15 protein-coding genes are annotated in these 16,076 nt (G+C 49.9%); 5 read left to right on the top strand and 10 right to left on the bottom strand.

Annotated features, from left to right (window positions below; translation table 11 throughout):
• The first annotated feature begins 98 nt into the window (after positions 1 to 98).
• Positions 99 to 548 carry a DUF4826 family protein gene (locus R3187_RS13845; RefSeq protein ID WP_318967646.1) on the top strand — a complete coding sequence of 150 codons (450 nt, stop codon included), beginning with the start codon at positions 99 to 101 and terminating at the stop codon, positions 546 to 548.
• Between the two features lie 76 nt (positions 549 to 624).
• Here the strand turns inward: R3187_RS13845 and R3187_RS13840 are convergent, their stop codons facing one another.
• The 5 genes from R3187_RS13840 to R3187_RS13820 form a co-directional block, all read right to left on the bottom strand.
• On the bottom strand, positions 625 to 1,779 hold the full coding sequence (locus tag R3187_RS13840; RefSeq protein ID WP_318967645.1) for a cupin domain-containing protein: 1,155 nt from the start codon (positions 1,777 to 1,779) through the stop codon (positions 625 to 627).
• A gap of 68 nt (positions 1,780 to 1,847) precedes the next feature.
• Positions 1,848 to 3,218 (bottom strand): adenylosuccinate lyase, encoded by a 1,371-nt coding sequence (purB, locus tag R3187_RS13835; RefSeq protein ID WP_318967644.1) that lies wholly within the window; start codon positions 3,216 to 3,218, stop codon positions 1,848 to 1,850.
• Positions 3,219 to 3,233: 15 nt separating this feature from the next.
• On the bottom strand, positions 3,234 to 3,863 hold the full coding sequence (hflD, locus tag R3187_RS13830; RefSeq protein ID WP_318967643.1) for a high frequency lysogenization protein HflD: 630 nt from the start codon (positions 3,861 to 3,863) through the stop codon (positions 3,234 to 3,236).
• Between the two features lie 2 nt (positions 3,864 to 3,865).
• Positions 3,866 to 4,969 (bottom strand): tRNA 2-thiouridine(34) synthase MnmA, encoded by a 1,104-nt coding sequence (mnmA, locus tag R3187_RS13825; protein ID WP_318967642.1) that lies wholly within the window; start codon positions 4,967 to 4,969, stop codon positions 3,866 to 3,868.
• A gap of 123 nt (positions 4,970 to 5,092) precedes the next feature.
• Entirely contained in the window at positions 5,093 to 5,638 is a 546-nt protein-coding gene (locus R3187_RS13820) for a pseudouridine synthase (protein WP_318967762.1), read from the bottom strand.
• 290 nt (positions 5,639 to 5,928) lie between these two features.
• Here R3187_RS13820 and R3187_RS13815 point away from each other — a divergent pair, with 290 nt between their 5' ends.
• Positions 5,929 to 8,157 (top strand): NADP-dependent isocitrate dehydrogenase, encoded by a 2,229-nt coding sequence (locus R3187_RS13815; RefSeq protein ID WP_318967641.1) that lies wholly within the window; start codon positions 5,929 to 5,931, stop codon positions 8,155 to 8,157.
• A 114-nt stretch (positions 8,158 to 8,271) separates the two neighbouring features.
• Here R3187_RS13815 and cspD read toward each other — a convergent pair whose 3' ends face one another.
• The gene (gene cspD / locus R3187_RS13810; protein WP_019676583.1) at positions 8,272 to 8,484 is read right to left on the bottom strand and encodes a cold shock domain-containing protein CspD; all 213 of its coding nucleotides are present in this window, start codon (positions 8,482 to 8,484) and stop codon (positions 8,272 to 8,274) included.
• Positions 8,485 to 8,676: 192 nt separating this feature from the next.
• Here cspD and clpS point away from each other — a divergent pair, with 192 nt between their 5' ends.
• Both clpS and clpA read left to right on the top strand, forming a co-directional pair.
• Positions 8,677 to 8,997 carry an ATP-dependent Clp protease adapter ClpS gene (gene clpS / locus R3187_RS13805; RefSeq protein ID WP_318967640.1) on the top strand — a complete coding sequence of 107 codons (321 nt, stop codon included), beginning with the start codon at positions 8,677 to 8,679 and terminating at the stop codon, positions 8,995 to 8,997.
• Positions 8,998 to 9,049: 52 nt separating this feature from the next.
• Complete coding sequence (gene clpA, locus R3187_RS13800) at positions 9,050 to 11,317, top strand: ATP-dependent Clp protease ATP-binding subunit ClpA (protein WP_318967639.1); 2,268 nt, start codon at positions 9,050 to 9,052, stop codon at positions 11,315 to 11,317.
• Positions 11,318 to 11,398: 81 nt separating this feature from the next.
• On the opposite strand, the gene infA is transcribed toward clpA, so the two are convergent.
• From infA to trxB, 4 genes are all read right to left on the bottom strand, one after another.
• Entirely contained in the window at positions 11,399 to 11,617 is a 219-nt protein-coding gene (gene infA / locus R3187_RS13795) for a translation initiation factor IF-1 (RefSeq protein WP_019676586.1), read from the bottom strand.
• 96 nt (positions 11,618 to 11,713) lie between these two features.
• Complete coding sequence (locus R3187_RS13790; protein WP_318967638.1) at positions 11,714 to 12,442, bottom strand: arginyltransferase; 729 nt, start codon at positions 12,440 to 12,442, stop codon at positions 11,714 to 11,716.
• On the bottom strand, positions 12,435 to 13,151 hold the full coding sequence (gene aat, locus R3187_RS13785) for a leucyl/phenylalanyl-tRNA--protein transferase (RefSeq protein WP_318967637.1): 717 nt from the start codon (positions 13,149 to 13,151) through the stop codon (positions 12,435 to 12,437). The genes R3187_RS13790 and aat overlap by 8 nt, the downstream gene beginning before the upstream one ends.
• Positions 13,152 to 13,169: 18 nt before the next feature.
• Positions 13,170 to 14,126, bottom strand: coding sequence for a thioredoxin-disulfide reductase (trxB, locus tag R3187_RS13780; RefSeq protein WP_318967636.1), 957 nt, complete (start codon positions 14,124 to 14,126; stop codon positions 13,170 to 13,172).
• 389 nt (positions 14,127 to 14,515) lie between these two features.
• On the opposite strand from trxB, the gene R3187_RS13775 reads away from it, so the two are divergent.
• Entirely contained in the window at positions 14,516 to 16,057 is a 1,542-nt protein-coding gene (locus R3187_RS13775) for a S8 family serine peptidase (RefSeq protein WP_318967635.1), read from the top strand.
• Positions 16,058 to 16,076 lie beyond the last annotated feature (19 nt).

The following is a 16,076-nucleotide window of genomic DNA, read 5'->3' as shown; positions in this document are numbered from 1 at the left end:
GTTATTTGGCGGCAATTGATAGCGCTGCTTGATTGTGTTGGCAGACTCCCTTAAAGTACCGGGATCGAACTTTAAATTTTGACGTGGAAGCAGATAAAATGAGTGAGCAGTTAACTCAGGCACAGCAACAGGAACAACAGGCACTCGCTGAAAAACAGCGGGCAGAGTGGGTAAGAAATCAGTACCAGGCAGCAAACCGCTATCTGGCGGGTTTAGGGATAATTCCGGATAACGTCGCAGTAACCGAAAGCTGTTATCTGCCACCATTGGTTGCCCTTTGGAAATTGAATACCAGAGACAAAAAATCATTCTGGGTGATAAGTGGTGATTTACCTACCGATCATATGCCATATTCTGCAGCGGCAACGGCCCGTGATGCCATGCGGTCATTCTCATTAAACTGGCAATTGAAAGCCGAAAAGATTGTCAGCAGTCAGTCGGTTGATAAAACCCAGCACGATTTTGCCAATTTACTGGTAGCCCGAGCCCAGGGATTATATGAGCTATTTGAAGATGACAGTTTGTGGCAGGGTCAGGCCAGCGCCTAAGCTGTAACGAACAACATACAAACAATAAAAAAACCGCAATTCCTGCGGTTTTTTTTATTGAGCGCTGCGATGCCGTTTATTCGGTAAAGTGCCAGTAGCCCAGATTAATTAAGTGCACCAGCAAGCCCAGCCGCTCTGATAATTCCAGAAAATGACGGCATTGCTGCTCGTCAAGTACCCGTTGTTCAGTAAGCAGTTTGGCGGTGGTTAGCTCGTTACCCGGTAACAGGTACTGCTCACCATTAATAAATAAAGCGATATCCGCATCAGCACTGGCCTGATGGTAGCAACAGCGTAGGCCGCCGGTCAGAGTCAACTGTGAGCCTTCTTCCAGATATTCAGCGATTTCATCGGCCTGATAATGCGGATCGGGTTCCTGTAAATCCAGTTCATGCTTGGCTCTGCTGATGTACTGACCAAACCATAGCGGCAGGCTTTGTTCGTCGCTTACCAGTTGTTGCAGCAACTGTTTAACCTGCGCCAGATCGGCACTGGCCAACTCGCCGATACTCTGGCTGACCGGCCGCTGAGGATCAGTAAAGCGCTTGCCGGTAATGTCATTATCAATCAGGTAATCAGCCAGGCCGGTCAGCAGGTCTTTCTGGGCTGGTGCCCGAAAGCCCACGGAGTAATTCAGGCTGTTTTCCAGTGAAATACCCTCATGCGGACAGCCCGGCGGGATATACAAAATATCGCCAGGTTCCATCACGACATCGATACAAGCCTGAAAAGGGCTGACCTGTAATAGCCTGGGATGAGGACAGAATTGCTTTAAGCTATCGTCTGGCATGCCAACCCGCCAGTGTCTTTTACCCTGGCCCTGGATAATAAACACATCATACTGGTCCAGATGCGGCCCGACGCCACCACCCGGGGTCGAAAAGCTGACCATCAGATCGTCAATCCGCCAGTTAGGGATAAACCGGAACGGGTCCAGCAGTCGCGCGGCGTCGGCATGCCAGTGATCCACGGCCTGAACCAGAATAGTCCAGTCCCGCTCACCAAACCGGCTGAAATCACTTACCGGATCGGTTTCAAGTTGCCAGTCGCCGTTGGCACAGTGCACCACCCTTGATTCAACGTCTTCTTCCAGCGCCAGTCCGGCCAGTTCATCGGCCGACAGCGGATCAGTAAAGCCGGCAAATCCCTGCTTCAGCAACAGCGGTTTTTTTTGCCAGAACTCGGCTAAAAACCGCTCCGGGCTAAGATCAGCAAAATTCAGTTTGTACATAAGGCCTTTCCAACTAAAAAGGCATTGCTACGGACAATGCCTGTTATGCTATCGACACACGTTGACGATTAAGCCAGTTTATCTACCAGCGCTATAGCATCACCAATGTAATTGGCCGGCGTTAACTGCTTTAATTCAGTCTTTACTGCTTCAGGCAGCTCAAGCGTGTCAATGAACCGGGCTAAGTCGGCCTGGTTAATCCGTTTGCCACGGGTCAGCTCTTTCAGCTTTTCATAAGGCTTTTCAATGCCGTATTTGCGCATAACCGTTTGTACCGGCTCGGCCAGCAGTTCCCAGTTGGCATCTAATTCGGCGAGCAGCGCCGGGGCATTAACTTCCAGCTTGCTGATGCCTTTCAGCGTTGCCTGATAGGCAATTAAGGTATAACCAAAACCCATACCCAGATTGCGCAAGACGGTGGAGTCGGTTAAGTCACGCTGCCAGCGTGACACCGGTAATTTCGCCGACAAATGATTGAATAATGCATTGGCGATGCCCAGGTTGCCTTCAGAATTTTCAAAATCTATCGGGTTAACTTTGTGTGGCATGGTTGAAGAGCCAATTTCGCCGGCGACTGTTTTTTGTTTAAAGTGACCCAGGGCGATATAGCCCCAGATATCACGGTCAAAATCCAGCAATATGGTATTGAAACGGGCGATGGCATCAAACAGCTCGGCTATATAGTCATGCGGTTCAATCTGGGTGGTATAAGGGTTAAAGCTTAGCCCCAGACCTGTGACAAACTGCTCGGCAAACTGGTGCCAGTCCAGATCCGGATAGGCGGATAAATGCGCGTTGTAATTGCCCACTGCACCATTAATTTTGCCCATGATATCGATGGCAGCAATCTGATCGCGCTGGCGTTTTAGCCGGGCGTACACGTTGGCCATTTCTTTACCCATGGTGGTGGGTGACGCCGGCTGACCATGGGTGCGGGCCATCATCGCGACCGTTTTATGCTCGGTAGCCAGGCTTTTTATCGCGCCTAGCAGCGCATCACATTGTGGCAGCAACACCTCACTGCGGGCCTGACTTAACATTAAGCCGTGCGACAGGTTGTTAATATCCTCAGAGGTGCAGGCAAAATGGATAAACTCGCTGATCGCATTCAGCTCACTGTTGGCGGCCACTTTTTCTTTCAGCAGGTATTCCACTGCTTTTACATCATGGTTAGTGGTGCGCTCAATATCTTTTACCCGCTGGGCGTCGGCCAGGCTGAAATTGTCGACAATATCATCCAGTAATTTACTGGCTTCAGCTGACAAAGCCGGAACTTCGGTAATCGCCGCGGTAGCCGCCAGTTGCTGTAACCACCGTACTTCAACAGTAACCCGGTATTTAATCAGACCAAATTCACTGAAATACGGGCGTAGCTCAACTGTCTTGCTACCATAGCGGCCGTCAACCGGGGATATGGCGGTAAGGGCATTAAGTTCCATGAAAACTCCTGAAGTTTAAGATGTGGTTTGTGCCTGCAGATGCTTGGCAGCAGCAACCAGTTTACGACGTTGAAAAATAAAGTTAAGCCGGCTACCACCGGCCTGACGCCACAGCACGGCAGCCCGAACTGCTGCCAGTAACAGTGCCCGTACTTTTTGCTGAACGGAGGTTTGCTTTAGTACATCGGGCTGACCGTATACCTGAATGCGGCTGCCCAGGCTGCTGATACACTCACTGTAAATATCAGCCAGCCGACCGACGATGGTGTCATCAGTAACGGCAAAGTGCTGCAGTTGACGTTCCAGCTGCGAGAGCTGTTTGCCAAGCTCTGCCATATTGGCCCGGTTTTTATTCAGTTTCCGTTCCAGTGCCAGTACGCCCACCAGATAACGGGTAAACTCGACATCCCGGTTTGTGCTGTCTCCCAGCTGGGTAATAATAGTCTGTAAACCACTGCTTATCTTGCTCAGATCATCACCATATACCGCCAGTGGCGACTCGGGAGTCAGATTGGCAATGCTGGCCAGGGTGGTCTGATACTGCTCCGGGTCCAGTTTGTTGTGCCGGGCCAGACTTTGCAGTAAACAAATGGCCTGGCTTAAGCCAGCCAGGGCAATAATTTGAGTAGATAAAGACGATTGCATAATTATTTAATGGCCTTGTCGATAATGCCGCCGCCCAGACAGACGTCATCAAGATAAAATACCGCGGATTGTCCCGGCGTAACGGCTTTTTGCGGCTGGTCGAATACCACATTAACCTGGCCATCCGCCTGCGGCGTCAGGGTACAGCTGATATCCGTCTGCCGGTAACGGGTTTTTACTGTGCAGCGCATTGGCTGCTGTGGCCCCTGGCGGTCAACCCAGTCTAACTGACTGGCAGTAAGACCGCTGGCCAGTAATGCCGGATGATCATGACCCTGAGCAACCAGTAAGCGGTTTTGCTCTAAATCTTTAGCGACGACGTACCAGGGGTCATCACTGCCTTCGCGCAGCCCACCAATTTTTAAGCCTTTGCGCTGGCCCAGGGTGTGGTACATCAGGCCGTCATGCCGGCCCAGTAGCTGGCCATCGTCGAAACTGACAATATCGCCCGGTTGGGCAGGCAGATATTGTTGTAAAAAATCTTTGAATTTACGCTCACCAATAAAGCAGATACCGGTAGAGTCTTTTTTGTCATGGGTTATTAAACCCTGCTGCTCGGCAATGGCCCTTACGGCCGGCTTTTCCAACTCGCCAACCGGAAACAGGGTCTGAGCAATGTGCTGTTCGCCCAGCGTATATAAAAAGTAGCTTTGATCTTTATTGGTATCTAAACCACGCAGCAACTGCCACTGGCCGTTATGAAAGCGGCGGCGGACATAATGACCGGTGGCAATATAGTCGGCGCCGAGCGCGTCGGCGGCAAACTCGAGAAAGGCTTTAAATTTTATTTCTTTGTTACACATGATATCGGGGTTAGGGGTGCGACCCGCCCGGTATTCAGCCAGAAAATATTCAAACACGTTGTCCCAGTACTCGGCAGCAAAGTTTACCTTGTGCAGCACTATGCCCAGTTTATCGCAAACCTGTTGTGCATCCTGCATATCTTCAGCGGCAGCACAGTATTCGTCATTGTCGTCTTCTTCCCAGTTTTTCATAAACAGGCCTTCAACCTGATAACCCTGCTGGATTAACAAATAGGCTGATACGGACGAATCCACGCCGCCAGACATGCCGACGATGACTTTTTTACTGCTGTTAGCTGACATTGCACCACACTGGTTCTGCTAAAAATAAGGCGCGGAGTATAGCACTAATTTAGCCGGTTAAAAATCGTTATCGCCAGCGTGGCTGCAGCTTATCTGCCGGTAAAGGCTGTTGACCCGACACGTTTACAGCTCAACCACCCGATATTCCCCTGGTTGCAGCTCGGCCAGCTGCCAGGGGCCAATCTGCGCGCGTACCAGGCGCAAGGTGGCAAATCCGACGGCTGCGGTCATCCGCCGCACCTGGCGGTTACGGCCTTCAGTGATGGTCAGGCTGAGCCAGCTGGTAGGAATATTAGCGCGGTAGCGGACAGGGGGCGTACGCGGCCACAGCGACGGCTCGTTAATGCGCTCGGCCACAGCAGGCAGGGTAGGACCATCTTTTAACAGCACGCCCCTGCGCAGCTGTGCCAGGGCGTCATCAGTGATATTTCCTTCCACCTGTACCCAGTAAGTTTTTGGTGCCTTGTGCTTCGGGTCACTAAGCTGATGCTGAGTCTGGCCACAATTGGTCAGTAGCAGCAGCCCCTCGCTGTCGCGATCGAGCCGGCCGGCAGCATAAACCTGTTTTAAAGGAATAAAGTCAGCCAGGGTTGAGCGCGCTGGCGTGCTGTTATCAGTAAACTGGCTAAGCACATCGTAAGGTTTATTGAACAATACCAATAATGGAATTTCGACCTTGGTCCTATTGTTTTTTTTCTGATTTGGCTTATGTTGCCTGTGGCGAAAAGACGCTGGCTGTTTCAAAACGAATTCCTGTTAGTCAGTTGGCGTGGCCTCTGCACCACGGCGCAGCCTGTACGGTGGCGCCTGTTTTAATCAGTTGGATGCTGATATACTAACGACCGTTGTTTTTGCTGCGTTTTAAACAATAATTACCGTTTTACAGTGTTAGCGCGGCACTTCCCATAGGGGACCGCGGGCTTCCGTGGACATTCCGCGATTACAATACAGGAACTAACATGTCGAAAGAAAGTGCAACAATCATTTACACCATCACTGATGAAGCGCCAGCGCTGGCCACTCATTCTTTGCTGCCTGTTATCCAGGCATTTTCTTCAGCTGCCGGTATTGCTGTTGAAACCCGGGACATTTCATTATCAGGCCGCATTATTGCCAGCTTTCCGGACTTTTTAAAGCCTGAGCAGCGAATTAATGATGCGTTGGCTGAATTAGGTGAAATGGCGAAAACGCCTGAAGCCAATATTATTAAGTTACCCAATATCAGCGCATCTGTGCCGCAGTTAAAAGCGGCAATTAAAGAATTGCAAAGCCAGGGCTATGCCTTGCCTGAGTACCCGGCTGAGCCAAAGACTGAGCAGGAACGTGATGTAAAAGGTCGCTATGACAAAATTAAAGGCAGTGCGGTAAACCCGGTACTGCGTGAAGGTAACTCAGATCGGCGCGCGCCGGCATCGGTTAAGCAGTATGCCAGGAAAAACCCGCATAGTATGGGCGCCTGGCAGTCCAGTTCTGCCTCGCATGTTGCTCATATGAGCAGCGGTGATTTTTATGGCTCTGAGCAGTCAACAACCTTATCAGCTGCTGATAGCCTGCGGATTGAACTGCATCAGGCTGATGGTGCAGTTAGTGTATTAAAAGACAACGTTGCCGTGCTGGCTGATGAAGTCATTGATGCAGCGACCATGAGTGCTAAAGCGCTGCGTGATTTTTTTGCGGCTGAGATTGCTGATGCCAAAGCAAAAGATGTTCTGTTTTCGCTGCATTTAAAAGCCACCATGATGAAAGTGTCTGACCCCATTATGTTCGGGCACGCGGTTAAAGTGTTTTATCAGGAAATTTTCAGCAAATATGCAGCTGAATTTGCTGAGGTTGGGGTGGACGTTAGCAATGGTCTGGGCGATGTATACGCCAAAATTACCAGCCTGCCGGCAGCAAAACAGCAGGAAATTAAAGACGCTATCGCCGCGCTTTATGCTGAAAAGCCAGATATGGCAATGGTTAATTCAGATAAAGGTATCACTAATTTACATGTGCCAAGCGATGTAATTATCGACGCTTCGATGCCGGCGATGATCCGCAGCTCCGGCCAGATGTGGGGCCCGGATGGTCAGTTAAAAGACACCAAAGCCGTTATTCCGGATCGCTGCTACGCCGGGGTTTATCAGGAAACCATTAATTTCTGTAAAGAAAACGGTGCTTTCGATCCCCGTACTATGGGCTCAGTACCGAATGTTGGCCTGATGGCGCAAAAAGCCGAAGAATACGGCTCGCACGATAAAACGTTCGAAATTGCGGCGAAGGGCACCGTTAAAGTGATCAACAGCAAAGGTGAGGTGTTATTCAGTCATCAGGTTGAACAAGGCGATATCTGGCGGATGTGTCAGGTGAAAGATGCGCCTATTCGTGACTGGGTAAAACTGGCTGTAAACCGTTCCCGGTTAAGCGGCACACCAGCGGTATTCTGGCTGGACAGTAAGCGGGCACATGATGCGCAGCTGATTAAAAAAGTGGATCATTATTTAAAAGACCACGACACCAGCGGTCTGGATATTCAGATCATGGCACCGGTTGAAGCAACCCGCCATACCCTGGCCCGAATCAACCAGGGCCTGGACACCATTTCTGTCACCGGCAACGTACTACGTGACTACTTAACCGATCTGTTCCCGATTTTAGAATTGGGTACCAGTGCCAAAATGTTGTCCGTGGTGCCACTGATGAACGGCGGCGGCTTGTTTGAAACCGGTGCCGGTGGTTCAGCACCTAAGCATGTCGAGCAATTTGTTGAAGAAAACCACTTGCGCTGGGATTCCCTGGGTGAATTTCTGGCGCTGGCTGCTTCGCTGGAACATTTATCTCAGGTTACCGGAAACAGTGCAGCCAAGGTGCTGGCTGACAGTCTGGATAAAGCAACGGCCACGTTCCTTGATAACGACAAATCGCCGCGGCGCAAAGCAGGTGAGCTGGACAATCGTGGCAGCCACTTCTATTTAGCGCTGTACTGGGCACAGGAGCTGGCGAATCAAACTACTGATACTGCACTGGCTGCCCGTTTTAAAACGCTGGCAGATGCGATGCAGGCCAATGAGCAGCAGATTTTAGCTGAGCTGAATGGTGTGCAGGGCAAACCGGTTGAGATTGGCGGTTACTACCGGCCGGATGATACCCTGGTCAGCAACGCGATGCGTCCGAGCGCCACGTTAAACCGTACCTTGCAGGCGCTGTAAACTGGCGACAGCTGCCAGGTGTTAGCAGGCAGCACAGTACATAGAAAAAGCAGGCATAATGCCTGCTTTTTTATTAGTAGATGCCGATGCCAGGTCGGTACAACGATGGAGAGGTTATTCTTCGCCGGGGAGCTTAATATTAACAGCATGCAGCCCTTTCGGGCCTTCAGACAAATCGAACACCACATCCTGGCCTGCTTTTAGCGTGCGGTAGCCATCCATGCTAATGGTAGAATAATGCGCGAAGATATCTTCATCACGGCCATCTTCACGAATAAACCCAAATCCTTTGGCATTATTGAACCATTTTACTTTACCGGTAGCCATACTACTTACTTCCTTCTCTAAGTTAGCTATATTCTGTATTCTAAGGTGTACTTGAAGGGGACAAGTGCAGCCCCAACATCTAATGTAGATAATTTAAGCAAACAGTCAAGCTATTTGCAAAAATAGTGCGAATTTTTTACTAATTTTTAATATAAGCGCCTTTGCTGGTTGGCGCAGGCATGGCTATAGTTTATGAGCGGTAAGCAAAATTTAGATACAAAACATGACGACCTGGCAGAGTTAACCCGACAAAAGGTTAGTCCGCCACCAATGTATAAGGTTATTTTGCACAACGACGACTACACTCCTATGGACTTCGTGATCGATGTGCTCACCCGTTTTTTTAATATGCAGTATGAGAAAGCCAGTGAAATAATGTTGAAAGTACATTACGAGGGCAGTGCGGTATGTGGCATTTTTACTGCAGAAATTGCCGAAACGAAAGTACAGCAGGTGCAGCAATATGCAAAAGAGCATCAGCATCCGCTGCTGTGCACAATGGAGCGCGCTTAGGTATGTCTTGGCATGGTCTGGAAGTGGTTCTCAGGGGTATTGGGAGTAAGCTATGTTAAATAAAGATCTGGAACTGACGTTGAATTTAGCGTTCCGGTTTGCGCGTGAACGCCGCCATGAATATATGACGGTGGAACATTTACTACTGGCATTGCTGGATAACCCGGCCGCGGGTGACGCATTAAAATCGTGCGGTGCCAATATAGAAAAACTGCGGCTGGAACTGGCCAGCTTTATTGATTCGACCACCCCGGTGTTGCCTGATGGTGATGCTGAGCGTGATACTCAGCCAACCCTTGGTTTTCAGCGGGTGCTGCAACGGGCGGTATTTCATGTCCAGTCTTCCGGCAAATCAGAGGTGACCGGCGCCAATGTGCTGGTCGCGATTTTCAGTGAGCAGGAATCACAGGCTGTTTATTTACTGAAAAAAATTGATATTACCCGACTGGACGTGGTTAATTTTATCTCGCATGGCGTCACTAAAACCGAAAAGCTCGAGCAGCATGATGATAGCCCGCAGGAAGAGCTGACGGATACCATTGCCGAAGAGAGCAAGTATCTGGAAAACTTTACCAGTAATCTGAATGTGCAGGCTAAAAATGGCCATATTGACCCGCTGATTGGTCGCGACCGTGAAGTAGAGCGGGCGGTACAGGTTCTGTGCCGGCGCAAGAAAAATAACCCGTTACTGGTCGGTGAAGCCGGCGTTGGCAAAACCGCCATTGCCGAAGGTCTGGCCTATCGGATTGTTCAGCAACAAGTGCCTGAAGTAATTGCCAATGCCACCATTTATGCGCTTGATATGGGCGCCTTACTGGCCGGTACTAAATATCGTGGTGATTTTGAGAAGCGGTTAAAATCGTTATTAAAAGAGCTGGAAAAAGAAAAAGACTCCATTTTATTTATTGATGAAATTCATACAGTGATTGGTGCGGGTGCCGCCTCTGGTGGGGTGATGGATGCCTCAAACCTGATTAAACCGCTGCTGTCGAGTGGCCGCTTACGCTGTATGGGCTCGACGACGTACCAGGAATTTAAAAGTATTTTTGAAAAAGATACTGCGCTGGTGCGGCGTTTTCAGAAAATTGATGTGACAGAGCCGAGTGTGGAAGACACCACCCGGATTTTACTGGGTTTAAAAGAGCGCTACGAGCAGCATCATAATGTGCGGTATACCCAGAAAGCGATCCGGGCTGCAGCGGAGCTGTCAGCCAAATATATCAATGAGCGGCATTTACCGGACAAGGCCATCGATGTGATTGATGAAGCCGGTGCCAGCCAGCGTTTATTGCCGGCGTCGAAACGCAAAAAAGTGATTAACGTTGCCGAAATTGAACATGTGATTGCCAAAATGGCCCGGATCCCTGAGAAGTCGGTGTCGGCCTCTGATAAAGATGTGCTGGCAAATCTGGATCGGAACCTGAAGCTGGTGGTATTTGGTCAGGATGAACCGATAGAAGTGCTGACGGCGGCCATTCGCTTATCGCGCTCAGGCCTTGGTAACGAAGAAAAACCGATTGGTTGCTTCCTGTTTGCCGGCCCGACCGGGGTGGGTAAAACTGAAGTGACTAAACAACTTGGCAAAGTTATGGGTGTCGAGTTGCTGCGCTTTGATATGTCGGAATACATGGAACGGCATGCTGTCAGCCGACTGATTGGTGCGCCGCCGGGTTATGTTGGCTTTGAGCAGGGTGGCTTGCTGACTGATGCGGTGTCAAAGCATCCGTACTCAGTGGTGTTACTCGATGAGATTGAAAAAGCCCACAGTGATGTTTACAACATTCTGCTGCAGGTAATGGATCACGGTACCTTAACTGATAATAATGGCCGTAAAGTGGATTTCAGGAATGTGGTGCTGGTAATGACCACCAATGCCGGTGTACAGGAAACAGTACGTAAATCGATTGGCTTTAAACAGCAGGATCACAGCCATGACGCGTTAAGTGAAATAAACCGTACCTTTAGTCCTGAATTCAGGAACAGGCTGGATGGCATTATCTGGTTTAAACACCTGGCTGAGGACATTATTCTGCAAATTGTTGATAAATTTGTCTGTGACTTACAGGTACAACTTGATAAAAAACAGGTATCGATGGAATTGACTGCAGACGCCAGACAGTGGCTGGCTGATAAAGGCTACGACCAGGCGATGGGCGCCCGGCCGATGGCCCGGGTGATTCAGGAGCAACTGAAAAAGCCGCTGGCCAATGAGATTTTATTTGGTCGGCTGTTGCACGGTGGCGATGTCAAAGTCAGCCTGAAAAACGATGCACTGTTTTTTGATTATCAGACCGAGCAGGATATGGCCTTAGTGGATTAAGCGTTCTTCCGCCGCAGCTGTCTAACTAACGGCAAACAAAAAACCCGGTAAGTACCGGGTTTTTTTGCGACTACAGCGGATTTAACGCTGACGGAATACGATACGGCCTTTGCTTAAATCATAAGGCGTTAATTCAACGGTAACTTTATCGCCTGTCAGAATGCGGATATAGTTCTTACGCATCTTACCGGAAATGTGAGCGATAACCACATGACCATTCTCCAGTTCAACTTTGAACATGGTATTTGGCAATGTATCCAGGATGGTACCTTGCATTTCAATTACGTCTTCTTTCGCCATTCAGCGCACTCGCCTCTATAAATTTGGGGTCAACCTTCAAAAAACTGCGCAGATTGTGCCGAAATCACAGCAATAAGTAAAGCAGCAAGCGCTTTTTTAAGCAAAAGAGTGCCATTGTCCCTGAATAAAGCGTTGTTGTGGGCGAAATTCAGCCTTATATGCCATCTTTTGACAGGCCGTGACCAGATAGCCTAAATAAACATAGGCTTTATTGTCCTGCCGGGCTTGCTGCAGCAAATAACAGATTGCCAGTTTGCCAGGCGAAAAGTGTTGATACTGTTCGGCAAAAAATGTGTATACCGCTGAATAGCTGTCGGCAAGCTCATCAATAATGCTGACACTGACCAGTTGCTGCTGATGGTATATCTCCAGAAAGCGCACCGGCAGCCAGCTGCATGCCAGCATACTGCTAAGCTGCTCTTCGTTTGCCGGGTACATAATGCCATCATCGTGCTTAAACGCGATATAAGCAGCAAACAGCGGGAAATAGCGGCTTAAATCAGCTTGCGTTACCAGACGGTATTGCAAACCGCTGCGCTGTGCTTTATTCAGCAGCCGGCGCTGGCTGCGGGATGGCTGCCATTGCTGCGGGTTAATGCGGACTGACTGACAGGCGTTACAGGCCGGGCAGTGTGGGGTATAGCTTTGTTCACCACTGCGCCTGAAGTTCAGCGCCAGCAGCTGCTGATATAGTTCGGCGCTGATGGGCTCTTCCGGCATTAACACAACTAATTGCTCCTGTTGGCCGGGCAGGTAACTGCAGGGAGCAGGCTGGGTTAAACCAAACCGTAATGAACGCTTTGTTGCCGAATAAGACTCAGTCATATTGTAAGCTTAGCGGTTGTGGCAGCCAGTGGCCGGTTGGGCTTTTGAGCATTTCCTGTTGCTGCAATAAGGCTAAGTATTGCGGGCGGCCAATTGTCCCGGCCCCTAATTGCTGTAAGAAAGGGTTAGGGATCTGACAGTCAATCCAGCCCGGCGCATACCGGCTAAGATGTTGCTGCAGCGCCAGTAACGCAAATTTTGCGCCGTTGGGTATCCGGTTAAACATTGACTCGCCACAAAACAGGCCGCCAACAACAATACCATACAGGCCGCCGACCAGCTTGCCAGCCTGCCACACTTCAATACTATGGGCATGGCCTTGCTGATGTAGCTGCTGATACGCCTGTTGCATTGGCGGCAATATCCAGGTTTCAGGTTGGTGCCTGCGCGGCGCGGCACAGCCGTTAATCACGTCGGAAAACGCATGATTAAGAGTCAGCTGCAGTGCTGAGCGTTGCCATTGTTTACGCAGGGTACGGTTAAATTTCAGACTGGCTGGAGCAAATACTGCGCGTACCGCCGGGCTCCACCATAACAACGGATCACCGTCGCTGAACCAGGGGAAAATGCCGCTGCGATACGCCAGTGTCAGGCGGCCACTCGATAAGTCGCCGCCCATCGCCAGTAAACCATCGGGTTGTTCAAGCGCCTGCTCAACCGGGGGAAACCACAGTTGGGCAGGGTCAAGCTCATGCAGGTAAATAGCCATTTGAACTGGCTGACTGCGCTATTTTACCAGACCATCCAGGTAACGCTCAGCATCCAGCGCAGCCATACAGCCTGTTCCGGCAGAGGTAATAGCCTGACGATAAATATGGTCGGACACGTCACCGGCAGCAAACACACCGGGAATACTGGTTTGGGTGGCATTACCTTCCGTGCCGCTGACGACTTTTAAATAACCGCCATTCATGTCCAGCTGGCCTTTAAAAATATCGGTATTAGGCGAGTGACCAATGGCAATAAAGACGCCCTGCAGCGCCAGCTCCGATGCGGCTTCGCCTTTGGTTGACCCTAAACGTACGCCGGTAACGCCCATTTCGTCGCCCAGCACTTCTTCCAGCACACAATGGGTGTGGAGCACGATTTTTCCTGCGGCCACTTTTTCCATTAAACGGTCTACCAGAATTTTCTCGGCTTTAAAGGTGTCACGACGGTGAATAAGATGCACTTCACTGGCAATATTCGACAGATATAGGGCTTCTTCTACCGCGGTATTACCACCACCGACCACGGCCACTTTCTGATTACGATAGAAAAACCCATCACAGGTCGCGCAGGCTGAGACACCGCGGCCACTGTAGGCTTCTTCTGACGGCAGACCCAGATATTTAGCCGAGGCACCGGTACAGATAATTAACGCATCGCAGCTATAGCTGCCGTTATCGCCGGTCAGGGTAAATGGCCGCTGTTGTAAATCAACAGTGTGAATATGATCGAAGATAATCTCGGTGTTAAACGCTTCGGCATGGGCCTGCATCCGCTCCATCAGCGCCGGACCGGTTAAGCCATGAGCATCGCCCGGCCAGTTCTCAACTTCAGTGGTGGTGGTCAGCTGGCCACCCTGTTGCATGCCTGTTAGCAGCACCGGTTTTAAATTTGCTCTGGCAGCATAAACTGCGGCGGTATATCCGGCCGGGCCTGAACCCAGAATTAGTAACCGACAATGCTTGCTGTTTGACATCTTTTACTCCAAAAAACGACTAAGTGAAAACGCAATGGGGACGATTCTAAAAGAATGCAATGAGCATAGAAAGATCTGCTGGCTAATTAGTTCGGTGCGGACTGTAAACTTCTGGCGCAAAATTGTTATTGCTTAAAGGTATAAGGCAGATCTGTAAGTTATATGCGCTGCTGTTAGTTTTCCTGAAACAGGGCATTTGTTTCTATTCGTTGGTTTTTTTTTCTGAAATGGGGTGAGTGTATTTTTTTGTAATCACTTTGTCATGCTTTTGTAATTGTTGTTTTTCTGAGCAACTGGTTAGTTAGAGCCCGCAGGACGCAGCTTAAGCACAGGATGTCTGACAACGATTAATTTAACAACCAAATTATTAAATATAAAAAGGTACCACAATGAAAACTACAAAAACTCTCTTAGCACTTAGCGTAAGCAGTTGCTTTGCATTAACGTTAACTACTCCGGCAATTGCTGACAGCCTGGTCGATGATGGCGATAAGAGCAGCCGTTACATTATCAAGTTCAAGCCCACGGCAGCAGTAATGAACAGCAACAATGGCCAGAGTGAATTTTCAACCCAGCAAGCTGAAACAGTGTTACGTGGTCATCAGGTTGCAGCATTAATGCATTTAAAGTCGGCCAATGCCAGTGTCGCTAAATTATCTGCCAGGCAGTTAAAGGCACTACAGTCCAACCCGAATGTGCAGTACGTTGAAGAAGATGCTAAGCGCTATCTGATGGATGTCATCAGCCCGATGGCACAATCTACCCCTTATGGTATTAATATGGTGCAGGCAAATCAGCTGAGTGACAGCAGTGCCGGCAATATTAAAGTCTGTGTAATCGATACCGGCTATACCTCTGGCCACGAAGACCTGCAAAGCTCCGGCGTTACCGGTTATGCGTTCTCAGGTCATGGCAACTGGTATTCTGATGGCAATGGCCATGGTACGCACGTTGCGGGCACTATGGTGGCGCTGGACAATAACTCAGGCGTTGTCGGCGTTATTGGTTCAGGCCAGGCTGGCGTGCATATCGTTAAAATATTTAACGACTCCGGAAACTGGACCTATGCGTCCAATTTAATTCAGGGTATTCAGTCGTGTCAGGACGCCGGTGCCAAAGTGGTTAATATGAGCCTTGGCGGCGGTTCGTCGAATCAGACTGAAAACAATGCCATGAATAATTTCTACAATAACGGCATGTTACTGGTAGCGGCAGCCGGTAATGCCGGCAATACCAGTTTGTCTTATCCGGCGTCGTACAACGCAGTTGTCTCTGTGGCAGCGGTTGATTCTAACCGTAATCTGGCCAGTTTCTCGCAGCGTAACTCACAAGTCGAAATTGCCGGCCCTGGCGTGAATGTCAGTTCAACCTGGCGTAACGGCGGCTATAACAGCATCAGTGGCACGTCGATGGCTTCACCACATGTGGCTGGTGTGGCTGCACTGGTTTGGAGTAATCATCCATCCTGTTCTGCCTCGCAAATTCGTAATGCATTAAATGCAACAGCCCAGGACCGAGGCGCAGCAGGGCGGGATAACTCCTATGGTTTTGGTATTGTGCAGGCTAAAGCAGCCAGCGACAGGATTACCAACAACGGTTGTGACGGTAGCGGCGGCGGTGGCGGTACACCTCCGGGCGGTGGCGCAACCTTCCCGAACCTGTCGGCATCGACCGGTCAGTGGTTACGTGGCAGCTATCAGATCCCATCAGGTGTGTCGCAAATCACCTTCCAGATCTCAGGCGGCAGTGGTGATGCTGATTTATATGTACGTTATGGTAGTCAGCCAAGCACCAGTGCTTACACCTGCCGGCCGTATTTAAACGGTAATAATGAAGTCTGTACCATTAACAACCCGCAAGCCGGCACCTGGCATGTTGGCATCCGTGCCTACAGCGCCTTTAGCGGTGTAACGTACAGCTACCAGTACTAAGCGATAACATACAACCGCA

Source organism: Arsukibacterium sp., from assembly GCF_033721375.1.
GTDB lineage: Bacteria > Pseudomonadota > Gammaproteobacteria > Enterobacterales > Alteromonadaceae > Alishewanella.
The sequence above is the reverse complement of the archived record's forward strand: the minus strand, read 5'-3'. Positions and strand labels throughout refer to the sequence as shown.